Genomic DNA, 21283 nt, shown 5'->3' with positions numbered 1-21283 from the left:
CAGGGCCTGTCCGCAGCGTTGGCCGGGCCCTGCGGTAAAGTACGCGCCATGAACGAATTCGAGCGCGTTCGCGCCTACCTCACCGAGCTGCAGGACCGCATCTGTGCGGCGATCGAGGCCGTCGATGGCCGGGCCCGCTTCCAGGAAGACCTGTGGCAGCGTGCCGAGGGCGGTGGCGGGCGTACCCGCGTGCTGCGCGACGGCGCGGTGTTCGAGCAGGCCGGCATCGGCTTCTCCGACGTCGCTGGCAGCCGCCTGCCGCCGTCGGCCTCGGCCAACCGCCCGGAACTGGCGGGCGCCTCCTGGCGCGCCACCGGCGTGTCGCTGGTGTTCCACCCGCTCAACCCGTACGTGCCGACCACCCATGCCAACGTGCGCTTCTTCCAGGCGCAGCGCGACGGTGAAGTGGTGGCCAGCTGGTTCGGCGGCGGCTTCGACCTGACCCCGTTCTATCCGTTCGACGAGGACGTGCAGCACTGGCACCGGGTCGCACGCGATCTGTGTGCGCCGTTCGGCGACGAACGCTACGCCGCGCACAAGCGCTGGTGTGATGAGTACTTCTTCCTGCGCCACCGCAACGAAACGCGCGGCGTCGGCGGTCTGTTCTTCGACGACCTGCACGGCGATTTCGAGCGCGATTTCGATTATCTGCGCGCGGTCGGCGATGGCTTCCTCGACGCCTACCTGCCGATCGTGCAGCAGCGCAAGAACACACCCCATGGCGAACGCGAACGCGAGTTCCAGCTGTACCGCCGCGGCCGCTACGTGGAATTCAACCTGGTCTACGACCGCGGCACCCTGTTCGGGCTGCAGAGCGGTGGCCGCAGCGAAAGCATCCTGATGAGCCTGCCGCCGCGGGTGCGCTGGGAATACGGCTTCTCGCCCGAACCCGGCAGCCCCGAATCGCGCCTGGCCGACTACCTGGTGCCGCGCGACTGGCTCTGAGGGGTGTCGTCGCGCGGGACGTGGGCTCGGCGCTGGTCAGCTGCCCTTTCGCGCGATGATGGTGATGTGCCCTGTCGTCTCCAGCAGGGCAATCTGCACGTCTTCAATCTGCAGCCCGCCCTGCTGGCGGAGCGCGGCATCGAAGTCGGCGCGGCTGATCAGCTCGCGCCGAAGTACCGCCTCGAACAGGCGACCACCGCGCGCAGGATGAATTCCCACCACGGCATGGCCAGCGCGAACAGGTCGGGCATGGTCTTCCCTTGCTGGACAGTGGCCCAGCCTGACCCCATCTGCGGTTCCGGCAGCACAAATAAAAAGCCCCGCTGACCAGGGGGAGGTCAACGGGGCCGGGGAACGGGCACTTGGGGAGGAGTCCCCGTTCCGAGATCTGCTCCAGGGGATGGGAGAGATCCACAACAGGCATTGCGCCTGTCGGGAGTTATAGAAGCACTCCGAACACTAACGGTTCGTGAAGGGGCCCCATTTAATGAAATTCAATCGGGGCAACATTCATGGTCGAGTCAGAAACCCCTGACTCATGAACACATTCACGTCGTTTTCGGCCTGAAATGCCGTCAGTGCGCTTCGTCCCAGTTGTTGCCGACGCCCGTGTCGACCACCAGAGGCACCCGCAGTTTGGCCGCTTGCGACATGCGCTCTACCACCTGCAAACGCAAGTCTTCAACGAAACCGCTTTCGGTTTCAAAGACCAGTTCATCGTGCACCTGCAGGATCATCCGTGCCGGTGCCCCGCTGTCGCGCAGCCACTGGTCCACATCCACCATTGCACGCTTGATGATGTCGGCGGCGGTGCCCTGCATCGGCGCGTTGATCGCGGCGCGCTCGGCCCCGGCACGCAGGCCCTGGTTGCGGGCGTGGATGTCGTTCAGGTACAGGCGGCGGCCGAACAGGGTTTCCACGTAGCCCTGGTCGCGGGCCTGCTGGCGCATCCGCTCCATGAAGTCGCGCACGCCCGGGTAGCGGCTGAAGTACAGCGCCACATAGTCCTGCGCCTGGCCCCGGTCGATGCCCAGGTTGCGGGCCAGGCCGAAGGCGCTCATGCCGTACATCAGGCCGAAGTTGATCGCCTTGGCGGCACGGCGCTCGTTCGGGGTCACCTCTTCCAGCGTGCGCCCGAACACCTCGGCGGCGGTGGCACGGTGCACGTCGGCGCCCTGCTCGAAGGCGCGCACCAGGCCCGGATCCTCGGACAGGTGCGCCATGATCCGCAGCTCGATCTGCGAATAGTCGGCGGCCAGCAGCTGGAAGCCTTCCGGCGCCACGAACGCGCGGCGGATGCGGCGGCCGTCCTCGGTGCGGATCGGGATGTTCTGCAGGTTCGGGTCCGACGAGGACAGGCGGCCGGTAGCGGCGCCGGACTGGTGGTAGCTGGTGTGCACCCGGCCGGTGTCCGGATTGACCATCTCCGGCAGCTTGTCGGTGTAGGTGCTGCGCAGCTTGGCCAATCCGCGGTAGTCGAGGATCACCCGCGGCAGTTCATGCTGGTCGGCAATCGCCTCCAGCGCCTCTTCGTTGGTGCTGGGCTGGCCCTTCGGGGTCTTCACCACCGCCGGCAGCTTCAGCTCGTCGAACAGCACCGCCTGGAGCTGCTTGGGCGAATCCAGGTTGAAGCTGCGCCCGGCCAGCTCGGTGGCCTTCTGCTGCGCGGCCAGCATGCGCGAGGACAGGTCCTGGCTCTGGCGGCGCAGTTCGTCGGTGTCGATCCGCACGCCGTTGGCTTCGATCGTGGTCAGCACCGGCACCAGCGGCATCTCGATGGTGCGGTACACGCTGTCCAGCGCCGGCTCGGCCAGCAGCTGCGGCTGCAGCGCGCGATGCAGGCGCAGGGTGATGTCGGCGTCCTCCGCCGCATAGCGGCTGGCTTCGTCGATGCCCACCTGCGAGAACGGAATCTGCTTGGCACCCTTGCCGGCCACGTCCTCGAACTTGAGGGTGGTGTAGCCCAGGTAACGCAGGGCCAGCGAATCCATGTCGTGGCGGGTGGCGGTGGAGTTGAGCACGAAGCTCTCGAGCATGGTGTCGTCGTGGTAGCCCTGCACCTCCACGCCGTGGCGGCGCAGCACATGCAGGTCGTACTTGCCATGCTGGCCCAGCTTCTTCTTCGCCGGGTCCTGCAGCACCGGCCGCAGCGCATCCAGCACCTGCTGCATCGGCAGCTGGGCCGGCGCACCCGGGTAATCGTGGCCGACCGGAATGTAGGCCGCCCTGCCCGGCTCGACCGCCAGGCTGACGCCGACCAGGCGCGCGCGCATCGCGTCCAGCGCATCGGTTTCAGTATCGAAGCTGATCAGCTCGGCCTGCTGCAGGCGCTCGACCCAGGCCTGCAGCTGCCCGCTGGTCAGCACGGTCTCGTATTCACCCGGCGCGGACAGTGCCGGATCCAGCGTGCCGGCGGCGGGCGCCTCGACGCTGCCACGCGCGAAGCCGGCCGCAGTGCCGCGCAGGCTCGGGGTCGCCTCGCTGGCGGCCACCGGTGCCGGCACCGGCGCGCCCAGCTCCTTCAACGCCTGGGTGAAGCCATAGCGCGTATACAGCTCGGTCAGCGCCGGCACATCCTGCTCGCGCAGGGCCAGCGTGGCCGGGCTGGCGTCCAGTTCCACGTCGGTACGGATGGTCACCAGCTCGCGGTTCAGCGGCAGCCGCTCCAGGGCGGCACGCAGGTTCTCGCCGATCTTGCCCTTCATGGTCGGCGCGGCCGCCATCACCCCGTCCAGGTGCTGGTACTCGGCCAGCCACTTGGCAGCGGTCTTCGGCCCGCACTTCTCCACGCCCGGCACGTTGTCGACCGCGTCGCCCATCAGCGCCAGCAGGTCGATGATCTGATCGGCGCGCACGCCGAACTTGTCCATCACCGCCGCGTCGGAATCCATGCGGCTGCCGGTCATGGTGTTGACCAGTTCGATGCCCGGCCGCACCAGCTGGGCGAAGTCCTTGTCACCGGTGGAAATGGTCACCTTCAGGTCCTGCGCCAGGCCCTGCAGCGCAAGCGTGCCGATCACATCGTCGGCTTCCACGCCGGGGATGCGCAGGATGCTGATGCCCAGCGCTTCGACGATGCGGCACATCGGCTCGACCTGGCTGCGCAGTTCATCGGGCATCGGCGGGCGGTTGGCCTTGTACTGGTCGTACAGGTCATCACGGAAGGTCTTGCCGGGCGCATCGACCACGAACGCGACGTAGGCCGGGCGCTCCTTCAGCGTCGAACGCAGCATGTTGACCACGCCGAACAGCGCGCCGGTGGGTTCACCCTGTGCATTGGACAGGGGCGGCAGCGCGTGGAACGCGCGGTACAGGTAACTGGACCCGTCGATCAGGACTAATCTGCTCATGCGCCGATTCTACGCGCCCGTGCCTGCACCGCGGCGACACGGCGCGCACACCGCGATGGGGCATAATCAGGGCTCTTTCCAGGCAAAGGCCCCCGCCGATGAAGACCCTGATGCTGGCTTCCCTGCTCCTGCTCGCTGGCTGCGCCAGCATGGGTGGCGCGGGTGCTCCCCCGGTGGACGTCAAGGGCGCGGATGTGTCCAGGCGTACCATGGACAACGGCGATGTCATCGAGGAATACCGTGTGTCCGGCCAGCTGCGCATGGTCAAGGTGACCCCGTCGCGCGGTGCCCCGTTCTACATGTACGACAAGAACGGCGATGGCCGATTCGACAACGACAAGGATGGCGTGTCGCCGGTCTACTGGAAGCTGTACAGCTGGTGAGGTGACCGGGTCGGATCCCTGCGATCCAGTAGTTCACCCCAGCCCCCTACAAAAAACAACGCCGGCACGCATCCTGCGCACCGGCGTCGGGTCCCCTCCCCGGGGAACGCTTCAATCAGCGGGTATGGATCAGCGGATGACCAGTACCGGCAGCGTGCTGCGCGCCAGCACCTCGGCAGTCTGGCTGCCCAGCAGTACACGGGTCACGCCACGGCGGCCGTGCGAGGTCATCACGATCAGGTCGCTGTTGCGCTCGGCCGCCGTCTCGATGATGCCGTCGGCCGCGTAGCGGTCCAGCACGTGCACCGGGTTGGCCGTGATGCCCTGCTCGGCGGCCTTGGCCAGCGCCGGCTGCAGCACCTTCTGCGCGCCCTCCTCGCGGTCGGCCTTGTATTCCGGGCTGTTCATGTAGCCCACGCTCCAGCCCATGGCGTCATACATGCCCACGGCCCACGGCTCGGACACGGTCACGATATCGACCTCGGCATTGAGGTCCTTGGCCAGCTCCAGGCCCTTGGCCAGGCCCTTGTCGGCCAGCTCGGACCCGTCAGTGGCAATCAGGATGCGCTTGTACATGGTAGGGCTCCGTGGCGGTCTGCCAGATGGGAACAACACCATTGCACACCGGATGTGGAGGCGGCGCCTTGAGCAGGATCAATCCGGCGCCGTGCAGCGGCCCGTGCGCGCCACCCGCTTGCCCGCCCCCCTTCTGTAGAGCCGAGCCCATGCTCGGCTTCGGATGCATGAGCCAAGCATGACTCGGCTCCACATTTTCCGCCCTCAGGCGATCTGCACCACGCGTGCGTTCCGGCACAGGGGGTAGCTGCCCACGAATTCAGCGATCGCATCGCGCATCGCCTCGAACGATTGGCCGTACATGTACAGCGCGGTCTCGCTCGGGCCCTGCCACCAGCTGCAGATCTCGCCAAGGCCATCAATGCGCTCGGACAGCTGCTCGAACACGTGGTTGGAATCGCACTGTTCGTAGACCTCGTCCGGCAGGTTCAGGCCATCCAGGTAGATGCCCAGGCCCTCGGTCACGCCGAAGCTGCGATCGGCTTCACCCGCGCCCTGGATCTTCGAGCCCTTCGGCGCACCCAGCTGTTCCAGCAGATCGATCAGCTTCGGCACGCCATCGGCATCGACCAGCGCCACTTCGATATCGCCGTATTCGACCTCACCCAGGTCGGACATCGCCGTGCCGCCGCCGGTGATCTCGCCGACATTGGCCGCCTGCAGCAGCGCATCGAGTGGGTCCTCGAACAGTTCGTGGCGATGCTCGGGCTGCAGCCGGGCATTCAACGTCACGGTGACGTGCAGCGTAGGTTCGGTCATGGGAGCGTTCCTGAAAGAAGTGCCGCCTATTGTAGAGCCGAGCCCATGCTCGGCTGCTTTTCGCGCCAGAAGCAGCCGAGCATGGGCTCGGCTCTACAACAGCCCGTCAGCGCAGGAACGGGGTCACCTTGCGCTTGAGCAGCTCCGCCAGCACCGGGTCCATGTACTCGTAGTCATCCGGGATATCCAGGCAGATCACTCGCTTGCCGTTCAACCACGCCTTGTAGCGGCTGGACAGCCGGTTGCGGTGGGCGCGCTCCATCACGAACACCAGGTCGGCCCACTGCAGCAGCTCGGGGCTGAGCACTTCCTCGGCGTCGGCCAGCAACCCGGCTGAGGCGGTCTCGATGCCCGGCCAATCGGCGAAGACCTGCTCGGCGGTGGGGCTGCGCAGGCGGTTCTGGCTGCAGAGGAAGAGCACGTTGCGAGTCATGCCGGCAGCCTAATCGGGGGCGGATCCCTTTTCCAACGGAAAGTGATCCGACCCCTCGGCGGTGATCAGATCACCGTCAGGTTGGCATACGCCATCACCAGCCACTTGCTGCCGGCGTCGGCAAACTCGACCTGCACGCGGGCGTGCGCGCCGCTGCCTTCGTAGTCGGTCACCATGCCTTCGCCGAACTTGGGATGGATGACCAGCGCGCCGAGCTTGATCGGCGGTGCTTCGATCGAGGCATGGCCCATCACCCGGCTGGCGCCCATCGAGGCCGGCCGCGAGACCTGTACCTTGGGGCGCACTTCGTGCAGCAGCTCGCGCGGGATCTCGCGCAGGAAGCGCGACGGCAGGCTGTAGTTGTCCTGGCCGTGGATGCGGCGCGATTCGGCATAGCTCAGCACCAGCTTCTGGCGCGCGCGGGTGATACCGACGTAGGCCAGGCGGCGCTCTTCTTCCAATCGCCCGCTTTCCTCCAGCGAACGTGCGCTGGGGAACAGGCCTTCTTCCAGGCCGGCCAGGAACACCAGCGGGAATTCCAGGCCCTTGGCCGAGTGCAGGGTCATCAGCTGCACACCATCCTCGCCGGCCTGCGCCTGGCCTTCACCGGCCTCCAGCGCGGCATAGGCCAGGAACGCGACCAGCTCATCCATGTCCTCGCCCACTTCCTCGATGTCGTCGGCGCGGCGCACGAAGCGCGAGGCCACCGAGACCAGTTCGTCGAGGTTGTCGGTGCGCGATTCCGAATCCAGCGCGTTGCGGCTTTCCTTGCTCCAGTGCTCGCGCAGCTGCGAGCGGGCCAGCACGTGGTCCACGCGCTCGGCCAGGGTCATGTGCACGGTCTGCGCCTGCAGCTCGTTGACCAGCACCAGGAAGCCGGCCAGTGCATTGCGCGCGCGTGCGGCCAGCGCGCTGCCCTGGGTGACCAGCATGGTCGCTTCCCACAGCGAGATGCCCTGCGCGCGCGCCTCGCGGCGCACTTCGTCCAGCGTGCGGTCGCCGATGCCACGCGTCGGCGTGTTGACCGCGCGCTCGAAGGCGGCGTCATCGTTGCGGTTGGACAGCAGGCGCAGGTAGGCCAGCGCGTCCTTGATCTCGGCACGCTCGAAGAAGCGCATGCCGCCATACACGCGGTACGGCACCTGTTCGCTCAGCAGCGCTTCTTCCAGCGCGCGCGACTGCGCGTTGCTGCGATAGAGCACGGCCACTTCGGTGTAGCTGCCACCGTCGCGCACCCACTGGCGGGCGCGCTCGACGATGTAGCGCGCCTCGTCCATCTCGTTGTACGCGGCGTACAGGTCGATCGGCTCGCCGTCACCGCTGTCGGTCCACAGCTGCTTGCCGATGCGATCCGGGTTGTGCGCGATCACCGCATTGGCGGCGCCGAGGATGTTGGCGGTGGAGCGGTAGTTCTGCTCCAGGCGGATGGTCTGCGCACCCGGGAAGTCGCGCAGGAAGCCCTGCACGTTCTCGACCTTGGCACCGCGCCAGCCGTAGATGGCCTGGTCATCGTCGCCGACCACGAATACGTGGCCGGAATCGCCGGCCAGCACGCGTACGAAGGCGTACTGGATGGCATTGGTGTCCTGGAACTCGTCCACCAGGATCTCGCGGAAGCGGGCGCGGTAGTGCGACAGCAGCGCCGGGTTGTCGCGCAGCAGTTCGTGCGCGCGCAGCAGCAGCTCGGCGAAGTCGACCAGGCCGGCGCGGTCGCAGCGCGCCTGGTACTCGATGTAGGCCTGGCGCATGGTCTCCAGCCACGCGTCGTGCGGTTCGGGCTGGATGTGCTGCGGGCGGCGGCCCTCGTCCTTCTGCGCGTTGATCCACCACGCGATCTGCTTGGGCGGGTACTTGCCGTCGTCCAGCTCCAGCGCCTGCACCACGCGCTTGACCAGCCGCAGCTGGTCGTCCGAGTCCATCACCTGGAAGCCTTCTGGCAGCTTGGCGTCCTGCCAGTGCAGGCGCAGCAGGCGGTTGGCCAGGCCGTGGAAGGTACCGATCCACATGCCACGGCTGCCATGGGGCAGCTGGGCGTCGATGCGGTGGCGCATTTCGCCGGCCGCCTTGTTGGTGAAGGTCACCGCGAAAATGCCGTGGGTCGGCACGCCATCGACTTCATGCAGCCAGGCGATGCGGTGGGTGAGTACGCGGGTCTTGCCGGAACCGGCACCGGCCAGCACCAGGTGGTGGCCGGGGGGAGCGGAGACGGCTTCGCGCTGGGCCGGGTTCAGGCCATCAAGCAGGTGGGAGACATCCATGCCCCCATTTTACGGCATCGCCGTCGCGGCTCCTGCGACCACCTGGGTGGCCAGCGCCTGCGCCTGCTGACGCAGTTCAGGCACCGCCAGGCTTTCCCACAGGCTGCCGATGCGCAGGCTGCCGAGCACGCCCAGCCGTGCCTGCGGCTGGCCACTGGCGCTGCGCAGGCGGTCGCCCGGCACCGTGCTGTCCAGGCCCAGCCCATGCGGGCCGGGGCGAGCGAGGCCATCGGCCTGCAGCTGCTGCAGCAACGGATTGCGCAACGCACTGGCGCGGGTTTCCACGCCGGTGGCGTTGACCACACCGCCGATCGTCCAGTGCTGTTCATTGCCGTTGGCATCGCGACCCGACAGCCGCAGGGCATCGCCTTCGCGGCCGACGGATTGCAGGCGGGACCGGTGAATGCGCAGTTGGCCGCTTTCGATCAGCGCCTGCAGCTGTGCGTCGACCTCTTCGGCGATGCGGTGGCGATGCACGTCCCAGTAGCGCACCACATGGCGCAGGAAGCGACGCTGGTCGGCCGCGTCGAGGCTGCACCACAGCGCCTGCCCGTGCGGACGGATGCGGTCCATCACGCCCTGCCACGGCAGCCCGTCGGCCTGCGCCTGGCGCGCAAACCCACGCAACGCGCGCAGGCGCTGGCGCAGGTTCATCTGCAGCAGCGTGGCCGGGTCGAACGTGGGCAGGCCGCCATGCGCATGCGGCAGCGGCAACAGGCCATGGCGCGAGATCACGTGCAGCGGGCCGGTGTGGCCGGCGGCAACCAGCGCCAGCACGGTGTCGGCCATGCTCAGGCCGGAGCCGACGATGGCCACGGCCTGCTCACCGGCCAGGGTACGCACGCCGTCGTAGTCCCAGGCCTCGATCACATCATCGGCGGGCAGTGCCTCGGCACCGGCCACCGGCATCGGCCGCATGCTGTTGCCGGTGGCAAGCACCGCCTGCACGGCGTGCAGCGTCTGGGCATCGCCAAGTGTCAGCCGGTAGCCATGGTCATCCAGCTGCAGGCCCAGCACCGGCTGCGCGATCACCTGCAGCTGCGCCGGGCTGGCCGCAGCGGCCTCCTGCAGGCGCTGCTGCAGGTAGGCCGCAAAGTAGTGGCGGCATACGTAACGCTCGCCCAGCACCTCGCGCGCCTGGCCCGGGTAGGCGTTGGCGGCCATCAGGTAGTCGAGGAAATCGCCGGGCTGGTCGGCAAACGCACTCATCTTCGCCGCCGGCACGTTCAGCAGGTGCTCCGGCCACGGCGTGGCATAGGCGATGCCCTGGGCCAGCTGCGAAGCCGGTTCGAGAATGGCCAACGCCAGTGGCGCCTTGGCTTGGCGCAGCACCTGGATCGCCACCAGCACCCCGGCCGCACCACCACCGATGATTGCCAGGTCCAGTTCGCCATTACGCGGTGAATCAGTCATGCGCCGATTGTAGGCCATCGGCGATGACGGGCCGGGTTGCCGAAGCGGGCGATTGCCGCCATCTCACATCAACGCATCGGCCAGACGTGCGATGCCTTCTCGGCTGCGCCGCCACGTGGGGCGGCTGCGCCACTGCTGCAGGTCCAGCTGCCGCGACTCGCGCAGGTAGCCATCCTCGATCGCGCACAGCTGCTGCACCAGCGCGCGGTCGTAGCAGACCAGGCCGATTTCGGCATTCAGCGCGAATGAGCGGATGTCCATGTTGATCGAGCCGAGCACGGCGATGTCCTCGTCCACGCTCATGTGCTTGGCATGCAGGAACTGCGGCTCGTACAGCGCGATGCGCACGCCACAGCGCAGCAGCTCGTCGTAGTAGGCCTCCTGCGCCCACGACGTCAGCCGCTGGTTGTTGCTGGCCGAGAGGATCAGCTGCACCTGCACACCGGACAAGGCCGCAATGCGCAACGCACTGAGCGTGGCTTCGTCAGGCACGAAATACGGGGTGACCATCACCAGCCGTCGCCGCGCCAGGTGGATCAGCGCCGCCACCGCATCGCGTGCGTTGCTGTAGGGATAGGCCGGGCCGCTGGGCAGCAGCTGGGTGGCGATGTCGTCGCTGCACTCGGGCACATCGGCGATCACGTCCAGGCGCTGGCCGGTTTCCATGTACCAGTCGCTGGCGAAGACCGCTTCCAGGTGCGCCACGGCCGGGCCACGCACGCGCGCCACCAGCTCGCGGTTCGGGTGGCCGGGCACGAACTGCGGGCCGGCCAGGTTCTGCGAACCGACATAGGCCACTTCGTTGTCGATCACCGCGATCTTGCGATGGTTGCGCAGATCCATGCGCCCGCTGCGGCGCCAGCGCAGGCCACCGGGCAGCATCGCGCGTACCTCGATGTCGCGCGCCTGCAGGCGCTTGCGATAGGCACGCAGGCCGCGCTTGGCGCCCACCGCGTCGAGCAGCACGCGGCATTGCACGCCACGTGCAGCCGCACGCTGCAGGGCCTCGACGATCGCCTCGCCCACCGCGTCGTCGAACATCAGGTAGTACAGCAGGTGCACGCGGTCTTCGGCCTGGTCGATATCGGCGATCAGCGTGTGCAGCGATTCGTCGTAGTCGGTCAGCAGGTCGACGGCGTTGCCGTGCACGGGCATGAAGTCGCCCTGGCGCTGCACCAGCGGCACGATCTCGGCGCAGGCGGTGTCCGGCTGCGGTGTCCAGCGCAGGCGATGCTGCAGCGCCTGTTCCTCGCGGATGACCTGCGAGGCCTCGGCCTGGCGGCGGATGCGCTCGCGCGACAGCCACGGGTGGCCGAACAGCAGGTACAGCGGCAGGCCCAGCAGCGGCACGAAGCCGACCAGCAGCAGCCAGCTGCGCGCCGCCCCCGGCGTGGTGCGGGTGGGAATCCAGCACAGCGCGACCAGCCGGATCAGCCAGTCGATCAGCAGCAGGTAGGAACCCAGCAACCACTCGAACAGCATCGTGTCGCCCGTCGGGAGGTGATGGGCCATTCTGCCCAGCAGGATTTGCAGAGTCGAGCCATGCTCGACTGCCTTTCGGCCCGACAGCGGAGCAGCCGAGCGTGGGCTCGGCTCTACAGGATGGATCAATGCCGCACCGGCACCTCGCACAGCTGCCGCACCGATTCGGCATGACGGCGGCCGTTGAGCGCCATGCAGGCAATGGCCGAACGTTCGGCACCCACATCTGGATGCCAGGCATGAAAAAACCCGCCACAAGGGCGGGTTTCTTCGCGGGGACCAGCAATCCGTGCGGATTACTTGATCTTGCCTTCCTTGTACAGGACGTGCTTGCGCACGACCGGATCGTACTTCAGGAATTCCATCTTCCCCGGGGTGTTCTTCTTGTTCTTGTCCGTGGTGTAGAAGTGGCCGGTACCGGCCGAGGAAATCATACGGACCTTATCGCGCTTGCCTGCCATGATGCTTTACTCCTCAGACCTTTTCGCCGCGCGCACGCAGCTCAGCCAGAACGGAATCGATGCCGTTCTTGTCGATGGTGCGCAGTGCATGCGCGGAAACACGAAGCTTGACCCAGCGGTTCTCGCTGGCCACCCAGAAACGGCGCTCGTGCAGATTCGGCAGGAAACGACGACGGGTCTTGTTGTTGGCGTGCGAGACGTTGTTACCCGTCTGCACTCGCTTGCCGGAAACCTGGCATACGCGGGACATTGCGCACCTCGATAGTAGTAGTTGTCAGCCCGTAGCCCGGGAGACGGCGGCCTCGATGGTTGCCCACCACACGTCAAGAGAATCAAAGGGTTACGCTGGCGTTGGGCGGCCGGGGACGTGCTCCCGGGGGCGCCGCCCGGTAGAAAACCGGACACAGCGAGCCGCGCATTATGCACGGGTTCAAGCACTTGCGCAAGTTACCCACAGGCGGGGGCTGAATGCGGCGATCGCCCCCTGTAGAGCCGAGCCCACGCTCGGCTGCTGCGTCCCGGAACGCCTGAGCCGAGCGTGGGCTCGGCTCTACAACAATGACCGGGCCGGCTCAACGCAGGTGCGGAATCACCTGGGCGAGAAGATGGGCATCCTTCAACGCGCCGTGCAGGCCGCGCTGGCTGGGAATGCGCAGGCGCTGCAGCACATCATCCAGCTTGTTGCCCTGGCCGGGCCAGCGCCCGCGCGCCAGCTTCAGGCTGCAGGTGATGCGGCAATGCTGGGCCAGCGTGCCAGGAATACCGGACAGACGCAGCTCGTTGTCCAGGAAGCCCACATCGAAGGTGGCGTTGTGCGCGACCATCTCGCTGCCGCGCAGGAAGTCGAGCAGTTCAGCAGCCTTGCTGGAGAACAATGGCTTGCCCACCAGCATCGCATCGCTGATGCCGTGCACGCGCTGTGCGCCCCAGTCCACCTTGCGCTGCGGCTGCAGGTAGGTGTGGAACTGGCGGCCGGTGAGCTGACCATCGATCAGTTCGACGGCACCGATTTCGATCACCCGGTGTCCCAGGCGGTGGGAGATGCCGGTGGTTTCGGTATCCAGTGCGACGATGCGATTCATGCGTGGCGATGTTTCCTGTTGCGTGCCGCGATGATTTTCGCATGCTTGCAGCAGGAAGCTCCCTCTGTAGAGCCGAGCCCGCGCTCGGCTCACGCGCGAAGCGCGGGCCTTGAGCGCTGGTGACAGAAGCAGCCGAGCGTGGGCTCGGCTCTACAGATGCGCGCGCGCGATCACCCCAGCGCTTCCACCACCCAATCGATGAACACCCGCAGCCGCTGGCTCATGTGCCGGTTCGGCGGGAACATCACATGCATCGGCATCGGCGGCAGCTGCCAGTCCGGCAACACCGGCAACAGCTCGCCGCGCGCCACGTGCGGCTCGGCCATGTAGCTGGGCAGCGCCACCACGCCCAACCCCGCCAGCGCTGCGGCCAGATAGGCATTGCCGTCGTCAAAACCGACCGTGTAGCAGCCCTGCACCTCGATGCGCTCATCGCCGCGCTGTGCAACGAACACGCGTGCGCGGCCACTACGCGGGCTGAGGAAGCCGACCATGTGGTGATCGGGCCCTTCCAGCGCGCGCGGATCGGTCGGCAGGCCGAAACGCTGCACATAGCCGGGGCTGGCGTGGAAGCCGATCGGCAGCGCCGCCAGCGGCCGCGCCACCAGTGCCGGGTCGGCCGGGGTGCCGCCGCGGATCACGCAGTCGACGTTGTCGGCGATGACGTCGACCTCGCGGTCACTGACGCCGATATCCAGCTGGATCTCCGGGTAGCGCGCCTGAAACTCCGGCAGCGCCGGTACCAGCCGCAGCCGCGCGTAAGGCCCCGGCACATCCACCCGCAGGCGGCCGCGCGGTTGGCTGGCTGCGTCACCCAGCCCGCCCTCCACCTCTTCCAGCTCGGCCAGCAGGCGGGCGATGCGCGGGTAGTAGGCCGCGCCGTCGGCGGTGACGCTGACCCGGCGCGTGGTGCGGTTGAGCAGGCGCAGCCGCAGGTGTGCCTCCAGCTGCTGCACCAGCTGGGTGGCCGTGGTGCGGCTGATCTGCAGGGTCTGCGCCGCACGGGTGAAGCTGCCAGTCTCCACCACCCGGGCAAACGCCCGCATCGCCTCGAAACGGTCCATGGCTGGCCGTGATTGTTTGGAATTGGCAATCAATCTAGGTCGATCATCGCGGTTTATCCAGACACCGCTGGCGGGGAGGATGGCGTCCTCTCCCACGGGATCTTCCCCATGTCACAGCGTGATGTCGTTTTCCCCGCCGGCCGCCAAGCGCTGTACGAGCGCAACCGCTACTCACCGGCGATCCGATCCAACGGTTTCCTGTTCGTCTCCGGCCAGGTCGGCAGCCGTGAGGACGGCTCGCCCGAGCCGGACTTCGAAATGCAGGTGCGCCGCGCCTTCGAGAATCTCAATGCGGTGTTGGCTGCCGCAGGCTGCACGTTCGATGACGTGATCGACGTGACCGTGTTCCTGGTCGATCCGGAGAAGAACTTCGAGAAGGCCTGGGCGATCGTGCCCGAGTATTGGGGCCAGGCGCCGCACCCGACCCTGACCGGTATCGGCGTGACCTGGCTGTACGGGTTCCAGTTCGAGATCAAGGTGATCGCGAAGCTGCCGTGACCTTCGTTGTAGAGCCGAGCCCATGCTCGGCTGATCGTGCGACAGCAGCCGAGCATGGGCTCGGCTCTACAGAAGCGCAGCCCGGTGGGCCGAAAGGCGTGCCCGGTCCACCTGAACGGGAGATTCCGACGAATTCCCGAAGCGGCCATTGATATTGTATCCGGCGAAAACCGCTTGCTAGCCTCCCGTCCATGCGCCGGATCTCCCGCCACCTTCGCTCGTACCTGCTGATGCTGCTGATGGCGGCATTCGTGGTCGTGCCGGTGGCCGACGTGCTGGCCTGCGCGGTCGAACCGCACGACACCACTGCGGTGCACGTGGAAAGCAACACCAACGATGCCGAGGGTGACAGTGACAGCAAGCACGCCGGTGCCTGCAGCCACAACCACTGCCACCACTCCAACCTGAGCCTTCCGGCCAGCACCCTCGCCGCCTTCGGTGCGCCACTGCCGGCGCGCTGGATGAATGCCGGCGACGCGGCGACCTATGCGGTCGCCCAGGATGAATTGACGCGTCCCCCCCGGGCGTGAGTTGAGCGCGTCCCGCGATTGCGGGCTCCCGTTTCACTCACAACCGGAATCCCCCTATGTCGATCCTGACACCTCGGTCGCTGCGTGCGGCCGGGCGGGTCGTCGCCGTGTTGCTGGGCCTGGCCCCAGCGGCAGCGGTGATGGCGCAAGCCGCCCCTTCCTATGACACCCTGCTTGAACGCCTGGACCAGCTGCCCGGCACCCGCGTCGGTGCGGCGCTGGCCGAGGCCGCCGATGCGCGCGCCGACCAAGCCCGTGCGTTGCCCAACCCTTCACTCTCCTACTCCGCCGAGAACGCCTGGGGTACCGGCTCCTATGGCGGCATGGGCAAGGCCGACAGCGTGCTTACCCTGTCCCAGCCATTGGAGGTCTGGGGCCAGCGCGGCGCGCGCGTCCGTGCGGCCCGCGCCGAGGCACAGGCGGCCAACCTGCGTGGCACGCAAAGCCGCAGCGATGTGGCCAGCCAGCTGGCGGTGGTCTACGCACAGGCGGAAAGTGCACTGCGCCGCTACACCCTGGCCGAAGAGGCACTGAGCCTCACCCGCGATGACGCCAACGCCGTCAACGCGATGGTCAAGCAGGGCCGCGAACCGCAACTGCGCGCGGTGCAGGCGCAGAGCGAAGTGGCCAACGCCAACGCCGCGCTGGATGAAGCGCAGGCCTTCCGCGATGCCGCGCTGGCCCGCCTGGCCGGCACCGCGCTGCTGGATGCGCCGGTGCAGTCGATCGACAACAGCCTGCTCGACCGCGCACCGCCGCTGCCGCGCGGTGCCACCGATACCGCACTGGCAGTGCGCATTGCCGAAGCCGAAGCCGATGCGGCGAGCAAGCTGGTCGACGTGGAGCGCAAGCGCGCCCTGCCCGACCTCAGCGTCACCGCCGCACAGACCCGCTTCCGCGAAGGCGGCGAGCGTGCCTACAACCTCGGCGTCAGCATCAGCATCCCGCTGTTCGACCGCAACCGCGGTGGCATCCGCGCCGCCAATGCCGACCAGCGCGCGGCCGAGGCGCGCCTGGACCAGCAGCGCCGCGACAGCGAGGCGGCACGCCTCTCGGCCGTGGCCGGTTTGAAGGCCGCCGGCAGCCGAACCCGCGCCGCCGATGAAAGCGTGGTCGCCGCCGAAGAGGCGTATCGCCTGGCCCGCATCGGCTTCGACGCCGGACGCATCTCGCAGCTGGAACTGCGCAGCACGCGCAGCGCTCTTATCGCCGCCCGCGCCGCCGCCGTGGATGCGCGCCTGTCGCGCGTCGGCGCGGAAATCGATCTTGCCCGCCTTGAAGGGCGCGCACCCTTTGTGGAGGCCCCATGACTCTCTCCCGTACTTTTCCGCTGATCGGCGGCATGCTGCTGACTGTGCTGCTGGCCGGCTGCGCCGGCAACGCGCAGACGCCTGCCAATGAAGACCCCGCTGCGGCCAAGGCCGGCACCGACGATGGCCATGGCCACGCCGCCAGCAGCAAGGAAGCCAAGGCAGAAATCGCGAAGGCGCCTGCTGACGCCGACGAAGGCGTGGTGCAGCTGACGCCCGAGCAGATCAAGGCGTCCGGTATCGAAGTGGTTGCCGTCGGTCGCGGCGGTGGCGGTTCCACCCGTCTCGCCGGTCGGGTGGAACCCTCGGTCGGTGCCCGTGCCTCGGTGGCCTCGACCGTGACCGGCCGCGTCGAACGCGTGCTGGTCGCACCGGGCACCGCAGTGAAGCAGAACCAGGCCCTGGCCATCGTGGTCAGTGGCGAAGCGGCGGTGTTCCGCGCCAATGCGCTGGCCGCATCCGCCGAAGCCGAGGCCGCACGCCTGGCCTATGGCCGCGACAAGGCCCTGGTCGAGCAGGGCGTGGTCGCCCGCCAGGAGCTGGAAGCCTCGCGTGCGCGTTCGCTGGCGGCACAGGCCCAGGCCGCTGCCGCACAGGCCCAGGCCGCCGCCAACGGCGCGCCCGACGCCAGTGGACGCGTGCGCATCACCAGCCCGGTGGCCGGCATCGTCGGCAACGTGCAGGTCACTCCGGGCGGTGTGGTCGCCGCCGGCAGCGCGGTGGCCGACGTCGCCGACCCGTCGATGAACGAGCTGGTGTTCACCGCACCGCCAGCGCTGGCTGCGCAGGTCATGCCCGGCATGACGCTGGAAGTGAGCGTGCCGGGTGGCAGCTTCACCGCTACCGTCACCGGTTCGGCCGCCGATGTACGGCAGCAGGGCGGCGTCGCAGTGATCCGCGCCGCGCCGCTGGATGCGTCGCTGCCGCCAGCCGGTTCGCCGGTATCGGCCGTGGTGGTCACCGAAGGCCAGGACGGCTCGCTCAGCGTGCCCGCCGATGCGGTGCAGAACGTCGATGGCAGCAGCGCGGTGTTCGTCGCCGTCGAAGGCGGCTTCAAGGCGCAGCCGGTACTGGCCGGGCGTCGCGCCGGCGACCGTATCGAGATCCTCGGTGGGCTGACCGGCAACGAGCGCATCGTCGGTGCCAACGCCTTCCTGCTCAAGGCCGAACTGGCCAAGGGCGAAGCCGAGCACGGCCACTGAGGAGGCGACCATGTTCAAGCTGATCATTGAAACAGCGGTGCGCCACCGCTGGCTGGTGGTGTTCATGGCCGCGCTGATCGCCGCCGTGGGCCTGTTCCAGCTCGGCAAGCTGCCGATCGACGCGGTGCCGGACATCACCAATCGCCAGGTACAGATCAACACGGTGGCGCCAGCACTGACCCCGGAGCAGATCGAGCGGCAGGTGACCTATCCGCTGGAAACCGCGCTGGCCGGCATTCCCGGCCTGACCACCACGCGTTCGCTGTCGCGCAATGGCTTCTCGCAGGTCACTGCGATCTTCACCGATGCCACCGACATCTACTTCGCCCGCCAGCAGGTGGCCGAACGCATGCGCGAGGCATCGGAAGACCTGCCCGATGGCGCGTCGCCGATGCTGTCGCCGGTCACCACCGGCCTCGGCGAGGTGCTGATGTGGACGGTGGACTTCACCGCGTTCAATCCGGCCAGGCTGGCCAAGCCCGGTGAAGCCGGCTGGCAGGCCGGCGAGGTCTACCGCACGCCGGAAGGCAACCTGCTGCGCACGCCGGAAGAGCGCGCGACCTACCTGCGCACCGTGCAGGACTGGATCATCGCGCCGCAGATGCGCTCCAGCCCGGGGCTGGCCGGGGTCGATACGGTCGGCGGCTACGTCAAGGAATACGGCGTGCATCCGGACAGCGCCAAACTGGCCGCGCATGGCCTCGGCCTGGCCGACCTGGTCACTGCCCTGCAGCGTTCCAACGTGCAGGCCGGCGCCGGCTTCGTGCAGCGTGCCGGCGAAGGCCTCGTGGTGCGTGCCGATGGCCTGGCGCTGACCACCGAGGATCTTGCACAGGCGCCGGTGGCCACCCGCAATGGCGTGGTGGTACGCGTGGCCGATGTGGCCACCGTGGAACTGAGCCGCGCGCCGCGCCTGGGTGCAGCCAGCCGCAACGGCCACGAGGCTGTGCTGGGCACCGCGCTGATGATTGCCGGTGGCAACAGCCGCACCGTGGCGCAGGCCGCGGCCGCGCGTCTGGAACAGGTGAACACGTCGCTGCCGGCCGACATCGTGGCGGCACCGGTGCTGGACCGCAGTGTGCTGGTCAATTCCACCATCAAGACCGTGGCCAGGAACCTCACCGAGGGCGCGCTGCTGGTGGTGGTGGTGCTGTTCCTGCTGCTGGGCAACCTGCGCGCGGCCACCATCACCGCGCTGGTGATTCCGCTGTCGTTCCTGTTCGCGGTGATCGGCATGAACCGCTTCGGCATCAGCGGCAACCTGATGAGCCTGGGTGCACTGGACTTCGGCATCCTGGTGGACGGTGCGGTGATCGTGGTCGAGTCGACGCTGCTGATGCTGGGCCAGCGCCGCGCCGAACTGGGCCGTGCGCTGACCGCGATGGAACGGCTGCGCGTGGCCGCCGATTCTGCGCTGAAGATGGCGCGCCCGGCGGCGTTCGGCCAGCTGATCATCCTGCTGGTGTTCGCGCCGATCCTCACCCTGGAAGGTGTGGAGGGCAAGACGTTCCACCCGATGGCGGCGACCTTCATGCTGGCTCTGGTCGGTGCCTTCCTGTTCTCCTTCACTTTCGTGCCGGCGATGACGGCGCTGCTTGTGCGCGAGCCGAAGCTGAAGGACGGCGATGCACATGCGGACGACGGCGAGCACGAGACCAGGCTGATACGCGTGCTGCGTGCGCGCATCGAGCCGGTGATCCGCAAGGCCGTGGCGCATCCGCGCACGGTAGTGGCCAGTGCGGTGATGATGATGGTGGTGGGCATCGGCTCGTTCTCGCTGCTGGGCCGCGAGTTCATGCCGACGCTGGACGAAGGCAACGTGGCGATGCAGGCGTTGCGCGTGCCGTCGACGTCGCTGGAGCAGTCACTGGCCATGCAACTGGCGTTGGAAAAGGTGATTGCCACGCAGCCGGAAGTGGAGACCGTGTTCTCGCGTACCGGTACCGCCGAGGCGGCGATCGATCCGATGCCGACCAACATCTCCGACAGCGTGATCGTGCTGAAGCCGCGCAAGGACTGGCCCGATCCGAAGTTGGCCAAGGACGCGCTGGTGGCCCGTTTCGAAAAGCTGGCCGGGCAGCAGCTGGGCAACAGCTTCGAGTTCAGCCAGCCGATCGAACTGCGCTTCAACGAGCTGATTTCCGGCGTGCGTACCGACCTGGCCGTAATGATCTTTGGCGATGACTTCGGCCAGCTGCAGAAGGTGGCCGACCAGGTGGCGTTGAAGCTGCGTGCGGTGAACGGCGCCGCCGACGTGCGGGTGGAGCAGATCTCCGGCCTGCCCACGCTGAACGTGGCGATCGATCATGTGGCGGCGGCGCAGTACGGGCTGACTGCGGCGGATGTGAGTGATGCGCTTTCCACCGGCATCGGCGGTACCGCCGCCGGCAAGATCTTCGAAGGCGACCGCCGCTTCAACGTGGTGGTGCGCCTGGACGATGCCGCGCGCAACGATCCGGACCAGCTGGCCTCGCTGCCGATCGCCACGCCGTCGGGGTTGGTGATTCCGCTGTCGTCGGTTGCGCGCATCACGGTCAGCGAAGGGCCGAACCAGATCAGCCGCAACAACGGCAGCCGCCGCGTGGTGGTGCAGGCCAACGTGCGTGGCCGCGACCTGGGCGGCTTCGTCGGCGAAGCGCAGGCCGCGGTAGCCGACGTGGCACTGCCGCCGGGTGCCTACCTGACCTGGGGTGGCCAGTTCGAGAACCTGCAGCGCGCGGAAAAGCGGCTGGCGACGGTGGTACCGGTAGTGTTCCTGCTGATCGGCAGCCTGCTGTTCATGGCCCTTCGCAGCGGCAAGGAAGCCATTCTGGTGTTCAGCTGCGTGCCGTTGGCGCTGGTCGGCGGCATCCTCGCACTGCTGCTGCGGGGCATGCCGTTCTCGGTGTCGGCGGCGGTCGGCTTCATCGCCGTCTCCGGCGTGGCCACGTTGAACGGCCTGGTGCTGATGCAGGCGATCCGCGAGCGCCTGGATGCCGGTGACCTGCCGCTGCAGGCAGCGATCAACGGTGCGTCCAGCCGCATCCGCGCGGTGCTGACCACGGCACTGGTGGCCATCGTCGGCTTCATCCCGATGGCGATCGCCAGCGGCTCCGGTGCGGAAGTGCAGAAGCCGCTGGCGACGGTCGTGATCGGTGGTCTGATCACCGCCACTGTGCTGACCCTGCTGGTGCTGCCGACGTTTGCGGCACGCGTGGCCAAGCCGCGGGCGGTGGGGTGAGGTTGGGGGTCGGAGCCCTTTCCACAGGAAAGGGATCCGACCCCGTGACAGGGTCGGATCCCCGCCCTTCGGGCGGGGCTCTGACCCGATCACACGACGGTCAGGCCTTCTTGCGTTCGGCGATGTAGGCCTGGATCTGCTGTTCCAGCACCGGCAGCGGCACCGAGCCCTGCTTGAGCAGGGTGTCATGGAAGCCCTTGATGTCGAACTTGTCGCCCAGCTCCTTCTCGGCCTGCGCACGCAGGCGCACGATGGCGATCTCGCCCAGCTTGTAGCTCAGCGCCTGGCCCGGCCAGGAAATGTAGCGGTCCACTTCG

The 21283-nt window shown here is 67.8% G+C and carries 19 protein-coding genes and 1 pseudogene; 7 read left to right on the top strand and 13 right to left on the bottom strand.

Annotation, left to right across the window (positions count from 1 at the left end):
* Nucleotides 1-48 precede the first annotated feature (48 nt).
* Nucleotides 49-945: an oxygen-dependent coproporphyrinogen oxidase gene (hemF, locus tag AB839_RS18965; protein WP_061480543.1), complete on the top strand. Its 897-nt coding sequence runs from the start codon at nucleotides 49-51 to the stop codon at nucleotides 943-945.
* Nucleotides 946-981: 36 nt separating this feature from the next.
* Here the strand turns inward: hemF and AB839_RS18960 are convergent.
* Together AB839_RS18960 and polA are read right to left on the bottom strand one after the other, a co-directional pair.
* Nucleotides 982-1149, bottom strand: a pseudogene (locus AB839_RS18960) (YetF domain-containing protein); the annotation flags it as partial.
* 371 nt (nucleotides 1150-1520) lie between these two features.
* Nucleotides 1521-4295: a DNA polymerase I gene (polA, locus tag AB839_RS18955; RefSeq protein WP_061480541.1), complete on the bottom strand. Its 2775-nt coding sequence runs from the start codon at nucleotides 4293-4295 to the stop codon at nucleotides 1521-1523.
* A 98-nt stretch (nucleotides 4296-4393) separates the two neighbouring features.
* Here polA and AB839_RS18950 point away from each other — a divergent pair, with 98 nt between their 5' ends.
* A complete protein-coding gene (locus AB839_RS18950; protein WP_049443782.1) occupies nucleotides 4394-4678 on the top strand; it encodes a DUF2782 domain-containing protein in 285 nt (94 codons plus the stop codon).
* Between the two features lie 129 nt (nucleotides 4679-4807).
* Here AB839_RS18950 and AB839_RS18945 read toward each other — a convergent pair whose 3' ends face one another.
* The 10 genes from AB839_RS18945 to AB839_RS18900 form a co-directional block, all read right to left on the bottom strand.
* On the bottom strand, nucleotides 4808-5254 hold the full coding sequence (locus tag AB839_RS18945) for a universal stress protein (RefSeq protein WP_005420335.1): 447 nt from the start codon (nucleotides 5252-5254) through the stop codon (nucleotides 4808-4810).
* Between the two features lie 204 nt (nucleotides 5255-5458).
* Nucleotides 5459-6013 (bottom strand): hypothetical protein, encoded by a 555-nt coding sequence (locus AB839_RS18940; RefSeq protein WP_061480540.1) that lies wholly within the window; start codon nucleotides 6011-6013, stop codon nucleotides 5459-5461.
* 106 nt (nucleotides 6014-6119) lie between these two features.
* Complete coding sequence (locus AB839_RS18935; RefSeq protein WP_061480539.1) at nucleotides 6120-6446, bottom strand: low molecular weight protein tyrosine phosphatase family protein; 327 nt, start codon at nucleotides 6444-6446, stop codon at nucleotides 6120-6122.
* 65 nt (nucleotides 6447-6511) lie between these two features.
* Nucleotides 6512-8704: a DNA helicase II gene (gene uvrD, locus AB839_RS18930; RefSeq protein ID WP_061480538.1), complete on the bottom strand. Its 2193-nt coding sequence runs from the start codon at nucleotides 8702-8704 to the stop codon at nucleotides 6512-6514.
* 9 nt (nucleotides 8705-8713) lie between these two features.
* Complete coding sequence (locus tag AB839_RS18925) at nucleotides 8714-10135, bottom strand: FAD/NAD(P)-binding protein (RefSeq protein ID WP_061480537.1); 1422 nt, start codon at nucleotides 10133-10135, stop codon at nucleotides 8714-8716.
* Nucleotides 10136-10180: 45 nt separating this feature from the next.
* A complete protein-coding gene (gene cls / locus AB839_RS18920) occupies nucleotides 10181-11599 on the bottom strand; it encodes a cardiolipin synthase (protein WP_061480536.1) in 1419 nt (472 codons plus the stop codon).
* Nucleotides 11600-11895: 296 nt separating this feature from the next.
* Complete coding sequence (gene rpmG / locus AB839_RS18915; protein WP_169411268.1) at nucleotides 11896-12063, bottom strand: 50S ribosomal protein L33; 168 nt, start codon at nucleotides 12061-12063, stop codon at nucleotides 11896-11898.
* A gap of 10 nt (nucleotides 12064-12073) precedes the next feature.
* On the bottom strand, nucleotides 12074-12310 hold the full coding sequence (gene rpmB, locus AB839_RS18910; protein WP_005411638.1) for a 50S ribosomal protein L28: 237 nt from the start codon (nucleotides 12308-12310) through the stop codon (nucleotides 12074-12076).
* 322 nt (nucleotides 12311-12632) lie between these two features.
* Nucleotides 12633-13142 (bottom strand): DNA polymerase III subunit epsilon, encoded by a 510-nt coding sequence (gene dnaQ, locus AB839_RS18905; protein ID WP_061480535.1) that lies wholly within the window; start codon nucleotides 13140-13142, stop codon nucleotides 12633-12635.
* 170 nt (nucleotides 13143-13312) lie between these two features.
* The gene (locus AB839_RS18900; RefSeq protein WP_061480534.1) at nucleotides 13313-14206 is read right to left on the bottom strand and encodes a LysR family transcriptional regulator; all 894 of its coding nucleotides are present in this window, start codon (nucleotides 14204-14206) and stop codon (nucleotides 13313-13315) included.
* Between the two features lie 108 nt (nucleotides 14207-14314).
* Between AB839_RS18900 and AB839_RS18895 the strand changes: the two genes are divergently transcribed.
* The 5 genes from AB839_RS18895 to AB839_RS18875 all read left to right on the top strand — a co-directional run bounded on the left by AB839_RS18895 (nucleotide 14315) and on the right by AB839_RS18875 (nucleotide 20966).
* The gene (locus AB839_RS18895; RefSeq protein ID WP_061480533.1) at nucleotides 14315-14704 is read left to right on the top strand and encodes a RidA family protein; all 390 of its coding nucleotides are present in this window, start codon (nucleotides 14315-14317) and stop codon (nucleotides 14702-14704) included.
* Between the two features lie 191 nt (nucleotides 14705-14895).
* A complete protein-coding gene (locus AB839_RS18890) occupies nucleotides 14896-15234 on the top strand; it encodes a hypothetical protein (protein ID WP_061480532.1) in 339 nt (112 codons plus the stop codon).
* 56 nt (nucleotides 15235-15290) lie between these two features.
* A complete protein-coding gene (locus AB839_RS18885) occupies nucleotides 15291-16544 on the top strand; it encodes a TolC family protein (protein WP_061480531.1) in 1254 nt (417 codons plus the stop codon).
* The gene (locus tag AB839_RS18880; RefSeq protein ID WP_082783379.1) at nucleotides 16541-17746 is read left to right on the top strand and encodes an efflux RND transporter periplasmic adaptor subunit; all 1206 of its coding nucleotides are present in this window, start codon (nucleotides 16541-16543) and stop codon (nucleotides 17744-17746) included. The genes AB839_RS18885 and AB839_RS18880 overlap by 4 nt, the downstream gene beginning before the upstream one ends.
* 10 nt (nucleotides 17747-17756) lie before the next feature.
* Entirely contained in the window at nucleotides 17757-20966 is a 3210-nt protein-coding gene (locus tag AB839_RS18875) for a CusA/CzcA family heavy metal efflux RND transporter (RefSeq protein WP_061480529.1), read from the top strand.
* A gap of 100 nt (nucleotides 20967-21066) precedes the next feature.
* Here AB839_RS18875 and AB839_RS18870 read toward each other — a convergent pair.
* On the bottom strand, nucleotides 21067-21283 hold a 217-nt coding region (locus AB839_RS18870; RefSeq protein WP_156476694.1), incomplete at its 5' end, for a DUF885 family protein.

It is taken from the genome of Stenotrophomonas sp. DDT-1 (genome assembly GCF_001580555.1).
GTDB classification, from domain to species: domain Bacteria; phylum Pseudomonadota; class Gammaproteobacteria; order Xanthomonadales; family Xanthomonadaceae; genus Stenotrophomonas; species Stenotrophomonas sepilia.
Note: the sequence above shows the minus strand (reverse complement) of the source record. Positions and strands in the feature narration are given on the sequence as shown.

Bases quoted from the DNA above. Each gene is read 5' to 3' on its own strand.
- AB839_RS18950 (WP_049443782.1), top strand. From the start codon at position 4,394: ATGAAGACCCTGATGCTGGCTTCCCTGCTCCTGCTCGCTGGCTGCGCC.
- AB839_RS18885 (WP_061480531.1), top strand. From the start codon at position 15,291: ATGTCGATCCTGACACCTCGGTCGCTGCGTGCGGCCGGGCGGGTCGTC.
- rpmB (WP_005411638.1), bottom strand. From the start codon at position 12,310: ATGTCCCGCGTATGCCAGGTTTCCGGCAAGCGAGTGCAGACGGGTAAC.
- AB839_RS18890 (WP_061480532.1), top strand. From the start codon at position 14,896: ATGCGCCGGATCTCCCGCCACCTTCGCTCGTACCTGCTGATGCTGCTG.
- AB839_RS18945 (WP_005420335.1), bottom strand. From the start codon at position 5,254: ATGTACAAGCGCATCCTGATTGCCACTGACGGGTCCGAGCTGGCCGAC.
- AB839_RS18925 (WP_061480537.1), bottom strand. From the start codon at position 10,135: ATGGCCTACAATCGGCGCATGACTGATTCACCGCGTAATGGCGAACTG.
- AB839_RS18900 (WP_061480534.1), bottom strand. From the start codon at position 14,206: ATGGACCGTTTCGAGGCGATGCGGGCGTTTGCCCGGGTGGTGGAGACT.
- AB839_RS18880 (WP_082783379.1), top strand. From the start codon at position 16,541: ATGACTCTCTCCCGTACTTTTCCGCTGATCGGCGGCATGCTGCTGACT.
- dnaQ (WP_061480535.1), bottom strand. From the start codon at position 13,142: ATGAATCGCATCGTCGCACTGGATACCGAAACCACCGGCATCTCCCAC.
- uvrD (WP_061480538.1), bottom strand. From the start codon at position 8,704: ATGGATGTCTCCCACCTGCTTGATGGCCTGAACCCGGCCCAGCGCGAA.
- hemF (WP_061480543.1), top strand. From the start codon at position 49: ATGAACGAATTCGAGCGCGTTCGCGCCTACCTCACCGAGCTGCAGGAC.
- polA (WP_061480541.1), bottom strand. From the start codon at position 4,295: ATGAGCAGATTAGTCCTGATCGACGGGTCCAGTTACCTGTACCGCGCG.
- AB839_RS18935 (WP_061480539.1), bottom strand. From the start codon at position 6,446: ATGACTCGCAACGTGCTCTTCCTCTGCAGCCAGAACCGCCTGCGCAGC.
- AB839_RS18940 (WP_061480540.1), bottom strand. From the start codon at position 6,013: ATGACCGAACCTACGCTGCACGTCACCGTGACGTTGAATGCCCGGCTG.
- AB839_RS18875 (WP_061480529.1), top strand. From the start codon at position 17,757: ATGTTCAAGCTGATCATTGAAACAGCGGTGCGCCACCGCTGGCTGGTG.
- AB839_RS18895 (WP_061480533.1), top strand. From the start codon at position 14,315: ATGTCACAGCGTGATGTCGTTTTCCCCGCCGGCCGCCAAGCGCTGTAC.
- cls (WP_061480536.1), bottom strand. From the start codon at position 11,599: ATGCTGTTCGAGTGGTTGCTGGGTTCCTACCTGCTGCTGATCGACTGG.